The following is a 16,938-nucleotide window of genomic DNA, read 5'->3' as shown; positions in this document are numbered from 1 at the left end:
AACACGTTCGGAGTTGTCCATGGCATCGAAGAAACTGGGTACCAAGAGGCACTGCCAGTCCTGTGACGGGAAGTTCTATGATTTAAACAAGCCTGAGATTGTCTGCCCGATGTGCGGAACGGTATTCGATCCTGAAGTGCTGCTCAAAAGCCGTCGGTCCAAGCCGATGCCCCAGGCCAGCGTCAGAAAAACCGAAACCGCCGATGATGCCGATATCAATTCAGATGAACTCGATGACGATATTGACATGGTCGATGATGACGCCGATGCGAGCGATGACATGCTCGATGATGATGACGCGGATCTGATCGTTGTCAAAGGTGATAATGACGATGATGAGAGTGTCTCAGGTGCGGATGATGCGGCGGATATCGATGCTGACCTCGATGCAAGCGAGGATGATGACGACGAATAGCAGGGCGAGCCTGCCGCAATTTGGGCTTGCACTCTGATCCGGTTGCCGGTAAAACCCTTTCAGAATTTGGCAAGGGGCTATAGCTCAGCTGGGAGAGCGCTACAATGGCATTGTAGAGGTCAGCGGTTCGATCCCGCTTAGCTCCACCAAATTCCCGAAACCCGCCATATGGCGGGTTTTTTCATTTCGCGGGTTTTTAACGCATTTCAACAAGAAACATCCAGCCATATCCGATCAACAATGCCGGGATGGCCGAATAGAGTGTTGCGATGATCGCGACCTTCGGGGCAATGGCTATGGCCGGGAACAGCGCATCGCCATCGTTCGAGATGGCATTGCCGATCTGTGCCGATAACGGTATTGCCCCGGCGAGATACAAGGTGGTGACAAGCACTTGTGGCCCGCAGCCAGGCAGAAAGCCAAGCAGAACGGCAATCATCGGGGCAAAAACAATATAGCCGCTGAACAGATCCTTAAGATCAATGTCAAAGACATAGACGCTGACCTCAAATGTCAGAAAAGCCAGCACAACCCAGGCGGTCACAAAATTCGTATCTGCAATGACCCGGTTGAATATGCTTGGCGGCTCAGGCAGGGGGGTGACTGATTTTGGGGCGAGGCGGGTAAGTATCTTCGGCAGGAGGAACATCATTACCGAAAGGATGCCCCCCGCGGCCCCGAGTGCGAGGCTGGGCGAGGGCAGAAATTCGCTGCCGAACAGCGCATCAATATCTATCTGCAGCGCCGCCATGATCCCAAAAACCAGCCCCGGGATGAAGAGCGCGATCCAGAAACGATCAAGCCAGCCACCGATGCCTATATGTTCCGGGCCGAGATCCGAGACCGACGAAACCGCGGGCTGGCGAAGAAAATCAGGTCCATGCAGGGCATTCACCGCATATCCCGAGACGACGCCAACGCCAAAACCCATTGCCAGAATGGAAAGGCCGGTCAGGGGTTCCTGGGCGATCAGAAGAAATGCCGCATCGCCCATGGTTGCCGTGAGGGCAGCCATCACCGCACCAAAGGAAAGCCGGCCCGTCACATATTGGGTGATAACGATAATGGCGCCGCCACATCCGGGCAGAGCGCCGAGAAAAGCTGCCATCACAACCTGGCTTTGCCTGGATTCGGCCAGCATCTTTTCTGCATCAATGCCGGTGAGCTTTTCTGCGGCATAAAAAAGAAAAAGGGTGGCCGCGACAAAAGACGTGACCTGGATATAGGCATCTGCCAGCGCTTTGAGCACTACGTCGGTCAATCCTGACGGCGCCAGAATGCTGAGCTGGAACGCAAATAAAGCCATCAGCACGATCACCGCAGATTGGATCTGTCGAACGGGAAGGGCTGTTGCATGCATGTCCAGATATTTCCTTCGGGTTATTAACTTAGTTTAGGCAAAGTTTTAATCTATCTATTTATATATGTAGCCTGATATGATTGTCAATTCGGCAGAATGGGAAAGCATGTCATTTTCAGCCGCGTGTTTTGGCGCTACACTCCCATCATGAGCAAGGACAGGACACCTACGGTCTTGAAATACGAGAGCCCTGTTGTGCTGGTTGGTGGCGGAGATGTTGATGCCGGGTACCTTCGGGCATGGGGGCGGCAATATCCCGTGATCGCGGTGGACAGCGGGGCCGATGAAGCGCGAACCCTTGGTCTTGAGCCGGAGGCGATTACCGGCGATATGGATTCGATCTCGTCCCCCGATGCCTTTCCCCGGAGCCGTATTCTTCCCACACCTGATCAGGATCAGACGGATTTTGCGAAGGCGCTCGCCCTTGTGGATGCGCCGCTCATCCTCTGCCTCGGCTTTCTCGGCCGGCGATTTGATCATGCGCTGGCGGCAATCAATACCCTGGCGCGGGCGCGCCAGGACAGGATCGTGCTGGTCGGGCCCAGTGATGCGATTGTCTTCCGCCGTGGTGATACCGCCCTTCAGCTTGCCCCGGGCAGCCGTATTTCGATCTGGCCGATGGGGGAGCAATCTTTCCTTGGCTCCGAAGGGCTTGAATGGCCGCTTGACGGGCTGTGCATGAGCCCCGGCGGGGCAATCGGCACATCAAACCGTGTGGCCCGGGGTGATGGTGAGGTTCGTATCAAGGCAAATCCGGAAGGTGGCGGATATCTGATCATCACCCCGGTCGATGCGGTCAACAGGCTGATCTCGGCCATTGCGCCGGAAGACGATCATCCAGCGGTGGTGGTGCCGTAGGTCAAATCGCGCAAATAGGCGGTGATTTCGTTACGTCCGGAAAAGCGTCCAAGTTCTTCGGTGCTGACCGGCTTGCGGATGGTCACGTCGACATTGGTGCCGATGCGGCGGACAATTTCCCGGAACATCAGCGAATATCCCAGCGTCTGGCTGACCTTGCGGGCTGCCTGATAGCTGATGCTGTTCTGACCGGTGAAAAAGACCGGCAGGATGGTTGTGTTTTCAATCAATGCCAGTTTTGCCGCAAAGGTTTTCCATTCCACATCCTGGGCCGGGCCGATGACTTTCGGGGCAAGCGAGATGCCGCCTGCCGGAAACAGGATCAATGCCCCGCCATCCTGAACCTGGCGGATCGCATCTTTTCGTGTCTGCATATTGGTGTGGAGGGCATGTTCGGTTGTGTCGAAATCAATTGGCAGGATCTGATGCATCACCGCCGGGGCCTGCCGGAGAACCTGATGCGTGATGATTTTGAAATCCGTGCGAACCCGGGATATTTCAGAACAGATGACCAGCCCGTCAATGACGCCGAAAGGATGGTTGGCGATAACCACAAGACGTCCTTTTTCAGGGATGTATGCGCCGGGATCAAACTGAATATTCACGTTGAGATTAAGCCGCTCCACCGCATCCTGCCAGAAGAGATGGTTGGGCCGGTCGTCGTTGACGTAATCAACATAGATCTTCTTGATACGCGGCTGGCCGGTGAATTTTTCAATGCCCCGGATGAGGGCGTTTGAAATCGGTCCCAGTTCACCATTGGCGAAGGAAAAAATCGGGATGCTGTTTTTCTTCTGTGCCAGATCCATGCCTAGAAATACATCATTCAACGAATAGCAAGTTCGAGTGTCATACTCGATTATAGCAATATTTATAACATTTATATGACATGAATTAAAATAGTTTGACGAAAGTTAACCCGCGGATGCACGAGGGGGCAGATTGCACCATCCGGCAGGGTGATCATCACGCGGAAAGTCATGGCCGGATCCCCGCATATGGCAGGTTTTCCCTAAAGCCTGATCGCGTGCTTCAGGTGATAATCGTTACCGCCGTATTATCGTTCACCGGGTCCGGAAGTCGGGCATTTCCTTCATCATCAAGATCATCAAGGCCGAGATCGACAAGGGTGTCCTCACTGTCCAGGACTTCGGCTTCGCCGGTGCTTTCAATGATTTCAATCAGCCGGTCTTCAGGAGAAATATCCGCATCATGGATGATGGTAATTGCCACCAGCGCGGCAAGTGTAGTGGCTTTCACGTTCTGGGAGGGAAATTCGGGTCTTGCGAAAGGCAGAATTACGCATCCTTCACGGATGCCAGTTTCCGTTTTTGGCATTGAACGTCTCCATGATTTGGATTGATGGTTGGCGGACAGTACCACCTGCACCGAGATTGGCGCTTAAAGGAATCCATCCTTTGATACCGTCATCTTTCATCATCTACCATTTGACGGAACTTGCAACCGCTTGTCAATGAGCAAAGGCTTATCTGCCACAAATTTCACAAAAATGTTAAATATGCCACAAGATGTAGTGGATGCTCCCATGCTCCCTGGAGGCAGGCGAGATGCGGATGTCAAGAAATGGCCCGGGTCCGGCAGGCCAAATCCTGGCTGTCGTGAAGCGGTATGGCTTTAATCAGGAGCCGACGCGGCGGACGGTGATCGTGCCAACCGGCGCGTTGTTGACGTTCTTGACCGCGTTGGAAGGCTTGCTGAAGATCACGGTTTCGACACCGAATGTATCCACCACCGTGGCCTTGGCGCGGATCTGCATACCGACGAAACTCTGATCCAGTTTGATCGTGGTCGTTGACGGCATGTCAAGGGCGCGCCAGTTGCGGCCATCCTTTGAATGTTCCCAGGATACCGAAAGACTGGCGATGCCGTCTTCGTCGGAAACATTGTCGGTGCGGACAGATAATGTATCACCCTCGATGGGGTTGCCGGAAAGGAGAATTTCGCCTTCCACCGGATCATCGACGTTGAGCACGATCTCCGAGACATTGGAGATCATCACTTCGCGTGTGTTGTAGCGATCAACATAAGTGATGATGGCGCGATAGGAATAGCCTACATTCTTCTGGCCGAGACGAAGAACCTCCGTCGTTGCATCGGGGTAGGTCTCCCATTCGGTTTTGGTGGAGGAGCGCTGCCAGATGACATCGTAAAGTCCCATCCCGTCTTCATCATAGATGGTGCTGGTATCGACCACCAGCGCATCACCTTCCATGGCGGTGCCTGAAAGTATGGGCGATCCCGTGGGCTTGTCATTCACGTTCTGCACCGGGTTCGAGGCCGGGCTGCGCAGGACTTCCATATTGCCCTGCCCGTCAACATAGTTGATCATCACCCGCAGGCGCTGGCCAACATGCTTCTGCTGGGGGGTGAAAGACTGCTGAACGGCACCGGTGATATTCACCCATTTATCATCATCCGAACTGATCTGCCATTGAACGGAGACCTTGCCCATGCCATCGTCATCCATGATGGAACTGGTATCAACGATCAGCGGATCATCTTCGATGGCGATGAATCCGCCCGCACTCGACCCGCCATTTGAGTTTGCGCTGGACGAGGATGAAGAATTCGATGCGCTGGATGAAGATGTGCCGGACGAGCCGGAGGAGAAGTCAGAAGACGAGCCGGATGAAGCAGTTGAGCTGGTATTGGCCGATGAAGAGGTCGTTCCACTCTGCCCGCCAGATGCACCGCTGTCGGTAACCGATGACGATGTTGAAGTGGCGGAATCTGTCTCCGTTTCCGGTGTTGGTGATCCACCAGCAAAGGCGGAAAATGCCGTGACTGTTGTCAACACAAAGGCTATTGAGCGGACAGAACTACGCATATCAAGACCCTTAATCTTTTCTTAATTCCATGCTCTAAAAAATGCATACTAAAGGAATATTAGCAAATAAGATAATGAAAATGAAAATAATTTTGTTTCACGTTTCAATTTAATTCAGCAAGACAATTATTAAAAAATCATTAAATTCACAAAATGCGAGCTTCCGCTACACCCCCTAACATGCTTTCGGGCATGCAGCCATAACCCATAACGGCTAAATCTCCTCCAAAAAACAGGGGGGAGGGCCCGGATGGTGGCGGCGAGCGGGCCGAGGCAAACCAGCCGAGGCAGGCCATGGTGGCGGCGAGCGGGCCGGGGCAATCCAGCCGAGGCAGGCCATGGTGGCGGCGAGCGGGCCGGGGCAAACCAGCCGAAACAAACCAGCCTAGACAAACCAGCCGGGGCAATTCGGCTGTGACAAACCAGCCGGGGCCACCCGTGGCGGGCCACCCGTGGCGGGGCCACCCGAAGCAGGCCAGCCGAAACAAATCAGCCTAGACAAACCAGCCGAGGCAATTCGGCCGGGGCAGGCCATGGTGGAGCAAGACGGGGCAAGCCGTGGTGGAAAACAGTGTTGTTTTCCTTGCCTCACCTGCCCGGGGGCGATCAGGAACAGCCCTGATCCCATCACCTGGACAGTCTTGCCTTGAACGACTTTCCCTGACGCGCCCGGAGGACATGGAGCTCGTCTTACCTGCCCGGGGGCGATCAGGAACAGCACTGACCCCATCACCTGGACAGTCTTGCCTTCAACGACTTTCCCTGACGCGCCCGGAGGACATGGAGCCCGTCTTACCTGCCCGGGGGCGATCAGGAACAGCCCTGATCCCGGCCTATCGGTTGGACAGTCTTGCCTTGAACGACTTTCCCTGACGCGCCCGGAGGACATGGAGCCCGTCTTACCTGCCCGGGGGCAGATCAGGAACCGCACTGACCCCATCACCTGGACAGTCTTGCCTTCAACGACTTTCCAAGACCTGCCCGGAAGACGTTAAGGCCGTCCTGCCTGCCGCCGCGACAAAGACCATATCGCGGACAAGATGATTGCCGGACAAAACCAGTATCGGTGCCGGTTTTTTTTTCATCATGTAAATATACCGGCTGGCCGGTCGCCGCCGCGATGCCCCCGGGATCAGGCTGGGCCTGTACCTGGACGAGCCTGTACCTGGACGAGCCTGTACCTGGCCGGGTCTGTGTCTGGCCGGGGCTGACTGGGCCTGATGCCGGGATGGCTTCACGTCGCGTCGATACAGGGAGAATCTACTTCGGCGATGAAGCGGGTTCAATCCCCATCATGGCAGATCAACGGTACCTGAAACGGTTGGTTCCAGCGCAAGAAACAGGAAAATGGGTTCGTTTCGGGAAAAAAGGGTTGGCGGCGGCAGGACAGCGCCTCGCAGCCGTCGATTGACCATGTATTATTGTTATATATCAATAGGTTAGATAATAAATGCGCTTTTCTTTCCTCTTGGCGGCGGCGCTGGCCTTCTTTCGCGTGAGGTGCCCCGGGGGCGAGATGTTGCGCCCCACGGGTTCGGATGAGGGTTGGGGGGATGCTTCAGGAGGCGGCGGGATTCCAGCGCTCAAGAATAGACCTTGCTTCGGGGTTGCCCGGGAAAAGCATGTCGTCGTGGTTGGGTTTTTTCGCGGTCAGTTCGACCACATACCCGTTCGGGTCCCTGAAATAGATCGACGAGATGAAACCATGGTCCGAAATGCCCCGGGTTTCAATCCCCTCGGCCTTGCCACGTTCAAACATGTCGTGGAGTTCCTCCATGCTCACTTCAAGGGCGAGATGAAGATCATAATCATGGTGGTCCTTGAATTCGAAGGCGCGGTCCGGGGCTTCGAAAAACGCAATATAGGACCCGTCACCCATCTGGTAGAAGGAATGCAGCACACGGGTTTCACGGCCGGTTTTGGTTTCCTTGATTTCCAGGGCCCCGGCGAGCGGAAGGCCGAGAAAATCTTCATAAAAAGCCCGGGTTTCATGGCTGTTCCGGCAACGATAGGCTTTGTGGTGAAGACCTTTGATCATGATATGCTCCTTTTTCCATCTTTTATATGGGAGCATGGCGGCGGAATTAAACCTGCGGTGATGCAAAAAAGCAGCCACGAGGGCTGCTTTTTCAGGTTTTGTGCGATGGAGCTCTAGCCCGGGATTTTGCCGTTGACGCCCTGGAGGTAGTAATTCATCCCCCAAAGCGCGCCGTCATCAAGCTCTTCCCCGGCGCCGATCACCTCTTTGCCGGTATTGTCCTTGAGCGGGCCGGCAAAGATCTTGATCTTGCCTGACCGGATGCCTTCCATGGCATCCCGGGCGGCGGCGGCAACATCTGCCGGCATGTTCTTGAACTCCGAGAGGACAAGCATGTCGCTGGCAAGACCGCCCCAGGTGTTGCCGGCCCAGTGATCAGGGCCGTCGCCGGTGGACCAGCTGCCGTTGCGCAAGGCTTCGATCCGCTCAATGTAATACGGACCCCAGTTGTTGATCGAGGCGAACAGCTGGGCGTCCGGTGCAAAAGCTTCCATATTGGTGGACTGGCCAAAACCAAGCGCGCCATTCTTTTGTGCAATCTGGAGCATGGCCGGGCTGTCGGTATGCTGGGCCAGAATATCGGCACCTTCGGCAATATGAACCTTGGCGGCGTCGGCTTCCTTCACCGGATCATACCAGGTATTGGCCCAGATGACGGAAATCGAGGCGTCAGGATTGGTTGAACGAAGCCCCTGGGCGAACGCATTGATCCCCATGATGACTTCGGAAATCGGGTAGGCGCCGATATAGCCGATCTTGTTGGATTTGGTCATCATCCCGGCGACAACACCCTGAACATAGCGGCCTTCATAGAACCGGATATTGCCGGTGGCCATGTTCGGGGTCCGCTTGTACCCGGTCATGTGTTCGAATTTCACATTCGGGAATTCCTTCGCGACCTTGAGGGTCGGGTCCATATACCCGAAGGAAGTGGTGAAGATGATCTCGTTCCCCTGCTGGGCAAGTTCACGGATCACGCGGGTAGCGTCAGGGCCTTCGGGGACATTTTCAACATAGGTGGTGACCACGTTGTTGCCGAAATGCTTTTCGACCATCTGCCGGCCCAGCTCATGAGCGTAGGTCCAGCCGTGATCTCCCGGGGTTGTCAGATAGACGAACCCGACTTTTGTCGGCTCAGCCGAAGCCGTGGCGGCAGTCAACATGGCGATGATGCCTGCTGTCAGGGCGATGAGTTTGCGAAACATTAAATCCTCCTTGAAATGGCAAGGCACAGGGCTGCCTTGACCGGTCTCCTTCTCTTTCCTAGCTGCCTGGATGGAAAGGTTTCCCGATACAGGCGGGCACGGTCAGATACGATGATCTTCCACGCATCGAAATCAGAACCAGCGCGATGATAGTGGCAAGATATGGCAGCATTGACAAGACCTGTGATGGAATAGCCCAGCCCCGCGCCTGACCTGCCAGCTGCATGATGGTGATGCCGCCGAAAATCAACGCCCCGATAATCACCCGCGACGGCATCCAGGAGGCAAACACCACCAGCGCCAGCGCGATCCATCCGCGGCCTGCGGTCATGCCTTCGGACCAGTGCGGGGTCAGCACCAGCGGGATATACGCCCCGCCCATCCCGGCGCAGAGGCCGCCAAACGCCACCGCCATCCAGCGCACCCGGGCCACCGAATAGCCAAGCGCATGGGCGCTGTCGTGATTGTCGCCAACCGCGCGGAGAATCATCCCTGATCGCGTCTTGCGAAGAAACCAGGACGTGCCCGCGATGATCAAGAATGCGAGATAGAACAAAAGATCCTGGGCAAAGAGAATTTCACCGACCCCCGGCAGATCCGACAGGAAGGGAATGATGATCCTGGGGAGTGATTCGCTGGTCTTGCCCACGAGCGGCGCCCCGGCAAGCCCCGAAAACCCGGTGGCAAAGATCGTCAGCGCAAGGCCGGTGGCGACCTGATTGGTCAGCAGCGTCACGGCAAAGAAAGCAAAGATGAGCGATACCGCCATCCCGGCCAGCGCGCCCGCGATGATGCCGGTATAGGGGTTGCCTGTATAGAGAACCATGCCGAGCGCCGCCACCGCCCCCATCAGCATCATGCCTTCCACCCCGAGGTTGAGCACGCCTGATCGTTCGGCAATCAGCTCCCCGTTAGCGGCGAGAAGCAGCGGGATCGAAGTGGCAAGCACGGTGAGAATCAAGGCGGTCATGATGATGTCTCTGACGGTTGTGTCTGCTGCAAGCGAGGTTGCCAGATGATGCGGTAATGCTGAAGCGTGGCCCCGGCCAGCAGGAAGAAAAGCAATATCCCCTTGAAAAGCCCGGTCACCACTTTCGGGATGCCAAGGGCTATCTGGGCATTGTCGCCGCCAAGTTCAGCCATGGCCACCAGAAGCCCGGCGAAAATGACCCCGACGGGATTGAGCCGCGCAAGAAAGGCGACGATGATCGCCGTGAACCCGTAGCCGAAGGAAACATTGGGCTGGAGCTGGCCGATATTGGCGGACACCTCGATCATGCCCGCCAGCCCGGCCAGCGCGCCGGAGAGAAGAAGCACGGCAATCGTTGTCCGGGCCTGGCTGAAGCCGGCAAACCGCCCTGCCCGGGGAGAGGACCCCATGACCTTGACCTGGAAACCCGGCAACGTCCGGTTAAGGAGCCACCACGCCAGCGGCGCCAGCGCAAAGGCGATCAGCACGCCGTAGTGAAGCTGGCCGATATAGCCAAGCCCGGGCAGCGGCATGCGGGAGATGAGCCCGGCATCGGGATACATGGGCGTCAGCGGAAAGCCGAAAGCCATCGGATCACGAAGAGGGCCGCGGACCAGCACATCCATCACCAGCGCCGCGACATAGGAGAGCATCAGCGTGACAAGAATTTCATTGGCGTTGAAGATCGTCTTGCACAAGGCGGCGATGGCCGCCCAGGCCGCCCCGGCAAGAAGGGCGATGGCCATCATCCCAACAAGAAGCAGCGGCGAGGTGGCATCCGGAAAGGACAGCGCCAGCCATCCCGCCGCCAGCGCGCCGATGATATACTGCCCTTCGGCGCCGATATTCCAGATATTCGCGCGATAGCAGAAGACCAGCCCCAGCGCGATGATCATCAGCGGGCAGGCCTTGACCACCAGATCGGTGATCCGGTCAATACGGCTCAGGGGCGAGATGAAGAAATGATAGAGCGACTCCGCGGCGTCATATCCAAGCAGACCGAAGATGAGCGCCCCGGCCAGCACCGTTGCAACGATGGCCGCAACCGGGCTGATCACGGCAAGCCATGGCGAGGGATCTGTTCGCGGGACAAGACGGATCATGCGCGCGCCTCCTCTTCGGATGCAGCACCGCCCATCATCAACCCGATATCTTCGGCGGTAAGATCGGCGGCGGGATATCCTTCGGTCAGGCGGCCGTTATTGAGGGCAGCAATGCGCGTGGCCAGCCCGAAAATCTCTTCAAGATCCTGGCTGATGAGAATGATGGCGCAGCCAGTTTCGGCCAGTTGCAGCAACGCGCGGCGGATGGCTGTGGCCGCGCCCACATCCACGCCCCAGGTCGGCTGGGATATCACCGCCACAAGCGGCCTGGTCGAAAGCATCCGGCCCATGATGAATTTCTGCAGGTTGCCCCCCGACAGCTGGTTGGCCCGGGGGTTGGAACGGGGGGTGCGGACATCGGCGGTGCGGATGATCATCTCGGTCGCGTCCTGCCCGAGGCCGGGATGGGCAAGCTGACGCCGAAGCCATGAAGTGCCGGTGCTGAAGCGGAAATACTGGGTAAGAAAGGTGTTTTCCACCATGGTCATATCCGGGACGGCGGCATGACCGTTGCGTTCTTCCGGCACGGTTTCAAGCCCCATCTGGCGGCGGCGCTCCGGCCCTGTATGGCCGATATTCTCCCCATCAAGCCGGATCATCGCCGGATCGGGGGAAAGCCATTCACCGGAGAGCGCCTCAGCCAGTTCTTCCTGGCCATTGCCGGAAATGCCGGCGATGCCGAGGATCTCACCCGGCCGGACGCTGAGATGGATATCCCGAAGCGGGGTTGCGAAAGCCGAGGCGGCGGGGCGATTCAATCCGATCAGTTCAAAGAGCGGCGGCTTGCTTGTGTCACTATCATGGGTTTTGCGGCGTTCGATCCAGTCCACGGCATCCCCCACCATGATCTCCGCCATATCCCGGGTGCTGCTCTGGCGCGGGATGACTTCACCGACATTCCGGCCACCGCGCAGGATGGTGGCCTTTTCGGTGAGTTCCATGATCTCATCAAGTTTGTGGCTGATATAGAGGATCGCGCAGCCATCGGCGGCAAGGCGCCTCAACACATCGAAGAGACGCAAGCTTTCCTGCGGCGTCAGCACCGATGTCGGCTCATCCATGATGAGCAGTTTCGGGTCCTGCAGGAGGCAGCGCAGAATCTCAACCCGCTGCTGCTCCCCCACCGACAGCTCCCCCACCGGCCGATCAGGATTGATGGCAAGACCCCAGTGGTCTGACGCCTCCCTGATGCGGTGGCGCAAGGCCGAAAGCGTATCCGCATCATCCATGGCAAGGGCGATATTCTCCGCCACCGTCAGGGCCGGAAAAAGCGAGAAATGCTGGAAAACCATGGCAATGCCAAGGGCGCGGGCCATTTTCGGCGACGTGATCCGGAGAGGCCGGCCCTGCCAGAAAAAACGGCCTTCATCCGGCTGAAGCACGCCATAGAGCATCTTGACGAAGGTTGATTTTCCGGCGCCGTTCTCCCCAAGCAAGGCATGAATCGAACCTGGCTCGATGGCAAAACTCACCTCATCATTGGCGGCGAAATGGCCAAATTTCTTGGTGATGTTCTCAGCAGAAAGCAGAGGCATGGCAAGACGTCTCGCGGCAGTGATGAGCAAGGCACTGACGTGAACTTATCGCCAAACAACGGATTTGACCAGTCTCAATCCTGCCCTTTTCGGGCATTGACGGATTCCCGGTGGAAAAGATAGAGCCCCGAGGCAACGATGACGGCAACACCGAGAATGGTTTCAAGATCAGGGATATTGTCAAAGACGAGATAGCCGAACACCGTTGCCCCGATGATCTCAAGATACTGGAAGGGCGCAAGCAGGCTGGTGGGCGCATCGCGCACCGCCAGAACCAGCATCAGATGCCCCACCGTTGCGATCAGGCCAAGGCTGAACACCCAGGCGATCTCAATCCCTTCGGGCAGGGAGGCCCTGAACACATCAATGCCGGAGAATTCACCCAGCACCAGCGCAAGAGACATGACGGTCAGCGCCGACAGCCCGACCATCCACTGCATCTGAAAAGGATTGACCCGTTCGGTCAGGGTCCGGGTCAGCATCACATAAAAGGCAAAGCACACCGCCGTTGCAAGAGGCAGAAGCGCCGGCAAACCGACCGCGGCAAAACTTGGCCGGATGACGATCAGCGCGCCGACGAAACCTGCCAGAATGGCAAAGATCCGCCGCATCCGGATGGTCTCACCCAGAAAGATGACCGAGAGAATGGTCAGGATCATCGGTTCAATGAAAAAGATGGCAATGGCCGCCGCGATGGACAGATAGTTCAGCGCCGCGAAGAAGAAGAGGGTGGCCGCCGCGATCAGCACCCCGCGGGCGATCTGCACCTTCACGGTGCCTGGCGACACCCGCCATTCCCCGAGATAAAGGATGATCGGCGTGATCAGGAGGCTCTGGACGAAAAAGCGGAACCACACCACCTGCCCCGGTGACATCGTCTGGCCGAGCAGTTTGGCAAACACATCGATGGCGGGAATCATCAGCATCGCCAGCGCCATGAGGACCATCCCGCGAAGAGAATGGCCATCCCTGTTGCCGGTTGCCGGAAAGGCCTGGGTTCGTGCTGATTCCTTCAAGACAGATCCACCAAATGTTCATCGGACGCCAGTCTGGTCCCATTTTTTAACCTTGGCTAGCCAAATAATCAGGAATAATCAAACCTGCTTGTGATTTTGCCCGGACGCAGTAGAGTAAGGGCCATCACCATTTCACTAAGGGGAATTAAAGATGACGGAACCTCATCTTCTCGTGCATCACGATGGAGACAATGTCGGCGTTGTGGTTGTCGAAGGCCTGAAGGCAGGGACGGAGATGCTCTGCGTTGTGACCGAGAACAACACCGACTTCACCATGACGGTCAATCACGATGTGCCAATCGGACATAAAGTGGCGCTCAAGGATCTTGCCGAAGGCGACACGGTGATCAAATACGCACAGGATATCGGCCGCATCGTCGCGGCAACGGGCAAGGGTGATCACATTCATGTCCATAATCTGAAAACCAAGCGCTGGTAGGAGACACAAATGGCATCCAATAATTCGTTTTTTGGCTACAGACGCGAAAATGGCCGGGTCGGTGTTCGCAATTATGTTGCCATCCTGCCGGTGGATGATATCTCAAACGCCGCCTGCGAATCCGTTGCAAACAACATCAAGGGCACGATGGCGCTGCCCCATTCGTATGGTCGGCTTCAGTTCGGCGAGGATCTGGAGCTGCATTTCCGCACCATTATCGGCACCGGCGCCAACCCGAATATCGCCGCTTGTGTCGTGATCGGGATCGAACCCGGCTGGACCCAGCGCATCGTCGACGGGATCGCCAAGACCGGCAAGCCGGTCGCGGGGTTCTCCATCGAGCAGAACGGGGATATCAACACCGTTGCCGCTGCCTCCCGGACGGCGAAGGAATTCGTCCACATGACCAGCGAATACCTGCGCGAGGAATGCGACATGTCCGAGCTGTGGGTTTCCACCAAATGCGGTGAAAGCGATACCACCACCGGGCTGTCTTCCTGCCCCACCGTCGGCAATATGTACGACAAGCTTCTGCCCAGGGGGATCTATGGCTGTTTTGGGGAGACATCGGAAATCACCGGTGCCGAGCATCTGTGCAAGGCCCGCGCCGCAACCCCCGAAGCCGGTGACAAGTTCATGAAGATCTGGCAGGCCTATCAGGATGAAGTCATCGAGCCGTTCAAGACCTCCGATCTTTCGGAATCCCAGCCGACCAAGGGGAATATCGAAGGCGGCCTGACGACGATTGAGGAAAAGGCCCTCGGCAATCTCGAGAAGATCGGCCGCACCTCCACCTATATCGATGCACTTGGCCCGGCGGAATCACCGGAAAAGGGGCCTGGCCTCTATTTCATGGATACGTCATCGGCGGCGGCGGAATGCGTCACCCTCATGGGAGCGGCAGGCTATGTCGTGCATACCTTCCCCACCGGCCAGGGTAACGTCATCGGCAACCCGATCGTCCCCGTCATCAAGATCAGCGGCAACCCGCGCACGATACGCACCATGGGCGAGCATGTCGATGTCGATGTATCCGGTGTCCTGCGCCGGGAGCAGACCATCGATGAGGCGGGCGATTCCCTGATTGAAATGATCCGCCGGACGGCGAATGGCCGACTGACCGCAGCCGAAGCGCTGGGTCACAAGGAATTTGTCATGACCAAACTTTACCGGAGTGCTTGATCGGGTGAACCCGGATCTGGTGATTTCGGAATTCATGGAAGAACGGGTGGTGGCTGAACTCAGCCGCCTGTACCGGACGCTCTATGATCCCGATCTGGTCCGAGACAGGCCCCGGCTGATGGCGGAACTCGCCACCGCCCGGGGGCTGATCGTCCGCAACCGGACCGAAGTTGACGCGGAACTCATCGCCGCGGCCCCCCGTCTTTGTGTCATTGGCCGGCTTGGAGTGGGCCTTGACAATATCGATCAGGAAGCCGCCTCAAGACGTGGCATCGCCGTGTGCCCCGCGACAGGCGCCAATGCCGACAGCGTTGCCGAATATGTCATTGCCGCCAGTCTTCAGTTGCTGCGGCCGGTGTTTTCCTCCACGGCCGAGATGCTGGCCGGAACATTCCCCCGGGCAAGGCTTTCCGATGGCCGGGAGATTGCCGGATGCATCCTCGGGCTGGTGGGCGGCGGGATTATCGGCCGCGCGGTTGCGGCGCGTGCTTCGGCCCTGGGGATGGAGATCCTCATAGCTGATCCGGCACTTGGATCGGGAAGGACAGCGGAAGGCTGGCAGGTCACCTCGCTTGAAGACTGTCTTGCCGCGGCCGATGTGGTCTCCCTGCATCTGCCCCTTACCAGGTCCACGGCCGGGCTTTTTGGTGCCGAACGTCTCCGCTCCATGAAGCCGGGATGCGTGCTGATCAACACGGCAAGGGGCGGGATTGTCGATCATTCGGCCCTCGCCGAATTAATGAAAGCCGGTCATGTTTCCGGGGCGGCGCTGGACGTGTTTGAAGAAGAACCCGCCGATGCGGCCTCCCTTGCCATGTTCGAAGGGGTTGAAAACCTGATCCTGACCCCGCATATCGCCGGATTGACCCATGATTCCAATATCAGGGTATCGGAAATGACGGCCCGTAATGTTCAGGCCCATATGGGACCTGATGGAGAAGGCAGATGACCACGATTACTGAAACTGACCTCGAAGATCTTGTTACCAAGGCCCTGACCCGGAGCCGGACATCCGAAGCCAATGCCCGTTCGGTTGCGCGGGCGCTTGTGCTTGCGGAAATCGATGGCAAGAAAGGCCATGGCCTGTCGCGGGTGCCAAGCTATGCCGGTCAGGCGCAGAGCGGCAAGGTCGACGGGATGGCTGTTCCGCAGAGCCGCCAGCCCCGGTCCGGGGTGCTGGCGATTGATGCGGGCCATGGTTTTGCCTATCCGGCCTTTGATCTCTTGCAGAAAGAGGCCCCGGCTGTCGCCCGTGAGGCCGGCATTGCCATGGCCGGGATATGCCGCTCGCATCATTACGGGGTTGCCGGGCATCACGTCGAGGCCATGGCGGAGGAAGGCCTGATTGCCCTTTTGCTCGGCAATACCCCGGCGGCGATGGCTCCCTGGGGAGGCAAGACGCCGCTTTTCGGCACCAATCCCATCGCCTTTGCGGCACCTCTCGCCGGTCGGCCGCCGCTGGTGATCGATCTTGCCACCAGCCGTGTCGCCCGCGGTAATATCCTGACCGCAAAGCAGAAGAACGCGCCAATCCCCGAAGGCTGGGCGCTGGATGCCGACGGCCAGCCCACAACCAGCGCGGAGGCCGCGCTCAAGGGCTCGATGGTGCCCATGGCCGAAGCCAAGGGCGCGGCGCTGGCCCTGATGATTGAAATTCTCGCCGCCGGCCTCACCGGGGCGAATTTCGGCGTTGAGGCAACATCCTTCTTCGAGGCCGAAGGCCCGGCCCCGAATACCGGCCAGATCATGATCCTGATCGACCCGGGCGTCATGGCCGATGGCGTGCCGGAGCGGCTGGCGGAATTTGCCCGGCTGATCGAAGATGACGGCGCGCGCCTGCCCGGAGGCAACCGGCAAGCCCGCCGCCTTACGGCCCGGGCAGAAGGGTTGAGCGTGGATGACGCGGCCCTCGATGCTGCCCGCGCCCTCGCATCCGGGGGATGATCTGCCGCAGGCGCCCGGCCTCAAA

General features: G+C 57.8%; 20 protein-coding genes and 1 tRNA gene. 9 read left to right on the top strand and 12 right to left on the bottom strand.

What is annotated here, in order from left to right; translation table 11 throughout:
- Window positions 1-19 precede the first annotated feature (19 nt).
- Window positions 20-415, top strand: coding sequence for an FYDLN acid domain-containing protein (locus tag AB8880_09595; GenBank protein XDZ65174.1), 396 nt, complete (start codon window positions 20-22; stop codon window positions 413-415).
- A gap of 73 nt (window positions 416-488) precedes the next feature.
- A tRNA-Ala gene (locus AB8880_09590) sits at window positions 489-564 on the top strand.
- A gap of 47 nt (window positions 565-611) precedes the next feature.
- Here AB8880_09590 and AB8880_09585 read toward each other — a convergent pair.
- On the bottom strand, window positions 612-1,775 hold the full coding sequence (locus tag AB8880_09585; GenBank protein ID XDZ65173.1) for a putative manganese transporter: 1,164 nt from the start codon (window positions 1,773-1,775) through the stop codon (window positions 612-614).
- A 147-nt stretch (window positions 1,776-1,922) separates the two neighbouring features.
- On the opposite strand from AB8880_09585, the gene AB8880_09580 reads away from it, so the two are divergent.
- Complete coding sequence (locus AB8880_09580) at window positions 1,923-2,633, top strand: thiamine diphosphokinase (GenBank protein ID XDZ65172.1); 711 nt, start codon at window positions 1,923-1,925, stop codon at window positions 2,631-2,633.
- Here AB8880_09580 and AB8880_09575 read toward each other — a convergent pair.
- The 3 genes from AB8880_09575 to AB8880_09565 form a co-directional block, all read right to left on the bottom strand.
- Complete coding sequence (locus AB8880_09575; protein ID XDZ65171.1) at window positions 2,609-3,442, bottom strand: lysophospholipid acyltransferase family protein; 834 nt, start codon at window positions 3,440-3,442, stop codon at window positions 2,609-2,611. The genes AB8880_09580 and AB8880_09575 overlap by 25 nt on opposite strands.
- A 223-nt stretch (window positions 3,443-3,665) precedes the next feature.
- On the bottom strand, window positions 3,666-3,971 hold the full coding sequence (locus tag AB8880_09570; GenBank protein ID XDZ65170.1) for a hypothetical protein: 306 nt from the start codon (window positions 3,969-3,971) through the stop codon (window positions 3,666-3,668).
- A 301-nt stretch (window positions 3,972-4,272) separates the two neighbouring features.
- Window positions 4,273-5,106 (bottom strand): hypothetical protein, encoded by an 834-nt coding sequence (locus AB8880_09565; GenBank protein ID XDZ65169.1) that lies wholly within the window; start codon window positions 5,104-5,106, stop codon window positions 4,273-4,275.
- Between AB8880_09565 and AB8880_09560 the strand changes: the two genes are divergently transcribed.
- On the top strand, window positions 5,105-5,506 hold the full coding sequence (locus tag AB8880_09560) for a hypothetical protein (GenBank protein XDZ65168.1): 402 nt from the start codon (window positions 5,105-5,107) through the stop codon (window positions 5,504-5,506). The genes AB8880_09565 and AB8880_09560 overlap by 2 nt on opposite strands.
- Window positions 5,507-5,975: 469 nt before the next feature.
- On the opposite strand, the gene AB8880_09555 is transcribed toward AB8880_09560, so the two are convergent.
- The gene (locus tag AB8880_09555) at window positions 5,976-6,161 is read right to left on the bottom strand and encodes a hypothetical protein (protein XDZ65167.1); all 186 of its coding nucleotides are present in this window, start codon (window positions 6,159-6,161) and stop codon (window positions 5,976-5,978) included.
- 279 nt (window positions 6,162-6,440) lie between these two features.
- On the bottom strand, window positions 6,441-6,569 hold the full coding sequence (locus tag AB8880_09550; protein XDZ65166.1) for a hypothetical protein: 129 nt from the start codon (window positions 6,567-6,569) through the stop codon (window positions 6,441-6,443).
- Between the two features lie 140 nt (window positions 6,570-6,709).
- On the opposite strand from AB8880_09550, the gene AB8880_09545 reads away from it, so the two are divergent.
- Complete coding sequence (locus AB8880_09545) at window positions 6,710-6,892, top strand: hypothetical protein (protein ID XDZ65165.1); 183 nt, start codon at window positions 6,710-6,712, stop codon at window positions 6,890-6,892.
- Between the two features lie 147 nt (window positions 6,893-7,039).
- On the opposite strand, the gene AB8880_09540 is transcribed toward AB8880_09545, so the two are convergent.
- From AB8880_09540 to AB8880_09515, 6 genes are all read right to left on the bottom strand, one after another.
- On the bottom strand, window positions 7,040-7,519 hold the full coding sequence (locus AB8880_09540) for a VOC family protein (protein ID XDZ65164.1): 480 nt from the start codon (window positions 7,517-7,519) through the stop codon (window positions 7,040-7,042).
- Between the two features lie 113 nt (window positions 7,520-7,632).
- On the bottom strand, window positions 7,633-8,724 hold the full coding sequence (locus AB8880_09535; GenBank protein XDZ65163.1) for a BMP family ABC transporter substrate-binding protein: 1,092 nt from the start codon (window positions 8,722-8,724) through the stop codon (window positions 7,633-7,635).
- Window positions 8,725-8,782: 58 nt separating this feature from the next.
- Window positions 8,783-9,694, bottom strand: a complete 912-nt coding sequence (locus tag AB8880_09530) for an ABC transporter permease (GenBank protein ID XDZ65162.1) — start codon at window positions 9,692-9,694, stop codon at window positions 8,783-8,785.
- Complete coding sequence (locus tag AB8880_09525; GenBank protein XDZ65161.1) at window positions 9,691-10,797, bottom strand: ABC transporter permease; 1,107 nt, start codon at window positions 10,795-10,797, stop codon at window positions 9,691-9,693. The genes AB8880_09530 and AB8880_09525 overlap by 4 nt, the downstream gene beginning before the upstream one ends.
- Window positions 10,794-12,332 (bottom strand): ABC transporter ATP-binding protein, encoded by a 1,539-nt coding sequence (locus AB8880_09520; protein XDZ65160.1) that lies wholly within the window; start codon window positions 12,330-12,332, stop codon window positions 10,794-10,796. Before AB8880_09520 ends, AB8880_09525 begins: the two co-directional genes overlap by 4 nt.
- Window positions 12,333-12,406: 74 nt before the next feature.
- A complete protein-coding gene (locus AB8880_09515; GenBank protein XDZ65159.1) occupies window positions 12,407-13,348 on the bottom strand; it encodes a DMT family transporter in 942 nt (313 codons plus the stop codon).
- A 151-nt stretch (window positions 13,349-13,499) separates the two neighbouring features.
- Between AB8880_09515 and AB8880_09510 the strand changes: the two genes are divergently transcribed.
- The 4 genes from AB8880_09510 to AB8880_09495 are packed head-to-tail and all read left to right on the top strand — an operon-like array spanning window position 13,500 to window position 16,913.
- Entirely contained in the window at window positions 13,500-13,787 is a 288-nt protein-coding gene (locus AB8880_09510) for a UxaA family hydrolase (GenBank protein ID XDZ65158.1), read from the top strand.
- Between the two features lie 9 nt (window positions 13,788-13,796).
- Window positions 13,797-14,969, top strand: a complete 1,173-nt coding sequence (locus AB8880_09505) for a UxaA family hydrolase (GenBank protein ID XDZ65157.1) — start codon at window positions 13,797-13,799, stop codon at window positions 14,967-14,969.
- Window positions 14,970-14,973: 4 nt separating this feature from the next.
- Window positions 14,974-15,918 carry an NAD(P)-dependent oxidoreductase gene (locus AB8880_09500; GenBank protein ID XDZ65156.1) on the top strand — a complete coding sequence of 315 codons (945 nt, stop codon included), beginning with the start codon at window positions 14,974-14,976 and terminating at the stop codon, window positions 15,916-15,918.
- Window positions 15,915-16,913, top strand: a complete 999-nt coding sequence (locus AB8880_09495; GenBank protein ID XDZ65155.1) for an Ldh family oxidoreductase — start codon at window positions 15,915-15,917, stop codon at window positions 16,911-16,913. The genes AB8880_09500 and AB8880_09495 overlap by 4 nt, the downstream gene beginning before the upstream one ends.
- Window positions 16,914-16,938: the final 25 nt, after the last annotated feature.

Source organism: Alphaproteobacteria bacterium LSUCC0684 (assembly GCA_041228335.1).
In the GTDB taxonomy this organism is placed as follows: domain Bacteria; phylum Pseudomonadota; class Alphaproteobacteria; order Puniceispirillales; family UBA1172.
The sequence above is the reverse complement of the archived record's forward strand: the minus strand, read 5'-3'. Positions and strand labels throughout refer to the sequence as shown.

Excerpts from the sequence above, each read along its gene's own strand:
- AB8880_09510 (XDZ65158.1), top strand. The coding sequence starts at position 13,500 with ATGACGGAACCTCATCTTCTCGTGCATCACGATGGAGACAATGTCGGC.
- AB8880_09535 (XDZ65163.1), bottom strand. The coding sequence starts at position 8,724 with ATGTTTCGCAAACTCATCGCCCTGACAGCAGGCATCATCGCCATGTTG.
- AB8880_09530 (XDZ65162.1), bottom strand. The coding sequence starts at position 9,694 with ATGACCGCCTTGATTCTCACCGTGCTTGCCACTTCGATCCCGCTGCTT.
- AB8880_09560 (XDZ65168.1), top strand. The coding sequence starts at position 5,105 with ATGCCATCGTCATCCATGATGGAACTGGTATCAACGATCAGCGGATCA.
- AB8880_09550 (XDZ65166.1), bottom strand. The coding sequence starts at position 6,569 with ATGATGAAAAAAAAACCGGCACCGATACTGGTTTTGTCCGGCAATCAT.
- AB8880_09555 (XDZ65167.1), bottom strand. The coding sequence starts at position 6,161 with ATGTCCTCCGGGCGCGTCAGGGAAAGTCGTTCAAGGCAAGACTGTCCA.
- AB8880_09580 (XDZ65172.1), top strand. The coding sequence starts at position 1,923 with ATGAGCAAGGACAGGACACCTACGGTCTTGAAATACGAGAGCCCTGTT.
- AB8880_09540 (XDZ65164.1), bottom strand. The coding sequence starts at position 7,519 with ATGATCAAAGGTCTTCACCACAAAGCCTATCGTTGCCGGAACAGCCAT.
- AB8880_09565 (XDZ65169.1), bottom strand. The coding sequence starts at position 5,106 with ATGGGCAAGGTCTCCGTTCAATGGCAGATCAGTTCGGATGATGATAAA.
- AB8880_09505 (XDZ65157.1), top strand. The coding sequence starts at position 13,797 with ATGGCATCCAATAATTCGTTTTTTGGCTACAGACGCGAAAATGGCCGG.
- AB8880_09585 (XDZ65173.1), bottom strand. The coding sequence starts at position 1,775 with ATGCATGCAACAGCCCTTCCCGTTCGACAGATCCAATCTGCGGTGATC.
- AB8880_09520 (XDZ65160.1), bottom strand. The coding sequence starts at position 12,332 with ATGCCTCTGCTTTCTGCTGAGAACATCACCAAGAAATTTGGCCATTTC.
- AB8880_09575 (XDZ65171.1), bottom strand. The coding sequence starts at position 3,442 with ATGGATCTGGCACAGAAGAAAAACAGCATCCCGATTTTTTCCTTCGCC.
- AB8880_09545 (XDZ65165.1), top strand. The coding sequence starts at position 6,710 with ATGGCTTCACGTCGCGTCGATACAGGGAGAATCTACTTCGGCGATGAA.
- AB8880_09495 (XDZ65155.1), top strand. The coding sequence starts at position 15,915 with ATGACCACGATTACTGAAACTGACCTCGAAGATCTTGTTACCAAGGCC.
- AB8880_09525 (XDZ65161.1), bottom strand. The coding sequence starts at position 10,797 with ATGATCCGTCTTGTCCCGCGAACAGATCCCTCGCCATGGCTTGCCGTG.
- AB8880_09570 (XDZ65170.1), bottom strand. The coding sequence starts at position 3,971 with ATGCCAAAAACGGAAACTGGCATCCGTGAAGGATGCGTAATTCTGCCT.
- AB8880_09595 (XDZ65174.1), top strand. The coding sequence starts at position 20 with ATGGCATCGAAGAAACTGGGTACCAAGAGGCACTGCCAGTCCTGTGAC.